We start from the raw sequence: 1,932 nt of genomic DNA, 5'->3' as shown, positions 1-1,932 counted from the left end.
CTGGGCCGACAGCGGCTACGCCGGCCGGCTCGTCGGCTGGGCCGCCGCCCACCTCACCCTGACCGTGCAGATCGTCGCGAAGCTCGCCGGGCAGACCACGTTCGTCGTCCTGCACCGCAGATGGGCGGTCGAGCGCACGTTCTCCTGGATCAACCGGTGCCGACGCACGGTCCGAGACTACGAACGGCTACCCGACCACCACGCCGCGATGGTCCAATGGGCCATGATCATCGTCATGACCCGCCGCCTCGCCCGCCACCAACACACCTGAAACCCTTATTTACCAGGCTCTTAGGGACGTACAGCATGGGATTGCGGTCCCGTCCGCCGTACTCCAGCAGCAGGACCGAGACCGTCGGGTTCGCCGTAAGCCTGTTCGCCAGCACCGCGCCAGCAGCTCCGGCCCCGACGACGATGTAGTCAAACGCATCCTCAACCATGAGAGACGCTCCCTCGCGCGCTATTCGGCCCCACCGATCTGGTGCAGAGTCCGTTTCTCCCCGAGTATATCGGGACTCAGTCCCAAAACAAGGTGGCCGAGGCTCAGCTTCCGATCTGTTCCAGCCACGCTTGGAGAGGGTCGAGCGTCACATGCAGCTCCCGCTCGATCTCGTCCAGAACCGTCTCGGTGCGCATATCCCGTTCGGCCCTTCGGCGCATCATTGACCGAATCAGCGCTTGAGTTGCCCCGCCCAACATGGCGGCGGCGAGCTCGCCGCGCACTCCGGAAAGCCGCTTGGCGGCAAAGTCGGCCACCACGGCCGCCCACCGAGACCAGCGCACCGACTCCAGCTCCTGGAGGGCCTGCTCCTCTTGCGCGACGAATCTGCGGAGCCAGACGCCACGGGGGTCACCGCTCTCGCGCATCGCCTGCATGACTCCGCGAATGATCGCCGTCGTCAGCGGCTCGGCGAGCGGGCGCTCGGCAAGGCTGGCCGTCAGATGCTTGAGATGGTCGTCGAACGGCAGCCAGAGGATGTCGGCCTTTGTCCGAAAGTAGCGGAAGAAGGTGGATCGACCGATTCCGGCGGCGGCTGCAATGTCATCGACCGTGGTCTGCTCGAAGCCGTGCGCCAAGAAGAGCTCGACTGCGGCCGCTTCCACTTCTTGGCGCGACGACACCGGGGGCCGACCCGGTGGGCGTTTAGATGCCACGAGCTTCTCCTACGTCAAGCGGCAACCGCGGGTTCTGATCGCAATGTCGCTTGGTCAGTGTGCAAGGTCGCCGATGACGATACGACCAGCGCGCGCGGGTACGACGATCTACCTGATCTCCCTCAGTGAGGTGATCTCAACAAGGATGGTCGTCTGACCTGTACGACACGCGCGAATCCGTCCTTGCCGGACGGTGCTGGAAGAGGACGTGGGGCCCTCGGTAGGCAGTTCTCACCACAAGATCAGCCCAGCAAGTGAGGACCCCACGTGATCGCCTATCGTGCCATGCTCGACGTACCCAGGGAACTCGTCCAGCACGTGGCACGGCTGTTGCGAGCCGAGCGTCGGACAGTGGGCACCCGATCGGGCACGCGAGCCCTGACTTGCTTCTACCAGGCGCTTCTGGTGTTGGTGTGGTTCCGCAAGGGCGAGGACAAGACCACCCTCGGGGCGGGCTTCGGGGTGTCGCGGGCGACCGCCTACCGGTACGTCGCCGAGGCCGTGCGGGTCCTGGCGGCGCAGACACCCACCCTGCACGACGCCCTCACCCGGGTCGCTGCCGACGGCTGGTCGCACGTGATCCTGGACGGGAAGCTGTTCGACACCGACCGCCTCGCCGAGACCACCGTGAGCGTGAAAGGCGACACGATCGACGCGTGGTACTCCGGGAAACACCGCGACTTCGGCGCGAACATTCAGGCCGTGATGCGCCCGGACGGGCTACCGATCTGGACCTCCGAGGCGATGTCCGGACATCTGCACGACCTGACCTGCGCC

At 65.7% G+C, this 1,932-nt stretch carries 3 protein-coding genes; 2 read left to right on the top strand and 1 reads right to left on the bottom strand.

What is annotated here, in order from left to right; all coding sequences use genetic code 11:
- Positions 1 to 271, top strand: a 271-nt coding sequence (locus JNW87_RS38145; protein WP_238455412.1) for a transposase, incomplete at its 5' end; no start/stop codon positions are given.
- A gap of 272 nt (positions 272 to 543) precedes the next feature.
- Here the strand turns inward: JNW87_RS38145 and JNW87_RS41135 are convergent.
- The gene (locus JNW87_RS41135) at positions 544 to 1,122 is read right to left on the bottom strand and encodes a TetR family transcriptional regulator (protein ID WP_161557861.1); all 579 of its coding nucleotides are present in this window, start codon (positions 1,120 to 1,122) and stop codon (positions 544 to 546) included.
- A 318-nt stretch (positions 1,123 to 1,440) separates the two neighbouring features.
- Between JNW87_RS41135 and JNW87_RS38130 the strand changes: the two genes are divergently transcribed.
- Positions 1,441 to 1,932, top strand: a 492-nt coding sequence (locus tag JNW87_RS38130; protein ID WP_255544837.1) for a transposase family protein, incomplete at its 3' end; no start/stop codon positions are given.

Origin of the sequence: Micromonospora sp. ATA51, from assembly GCF_016802855.1 — a bacterium.
Lineage (GTDB): Bacteria > Actinomycetota > Actinomycetes > Mycobacteriales > Micromonosporaceae > Micromonospora > Micromonospora sicca.
The sequence above is the reverse complement of the archived record's forward strand: the minus strand, read 5'-3'. Positions and strand labels throughout refer to the sequence as shown.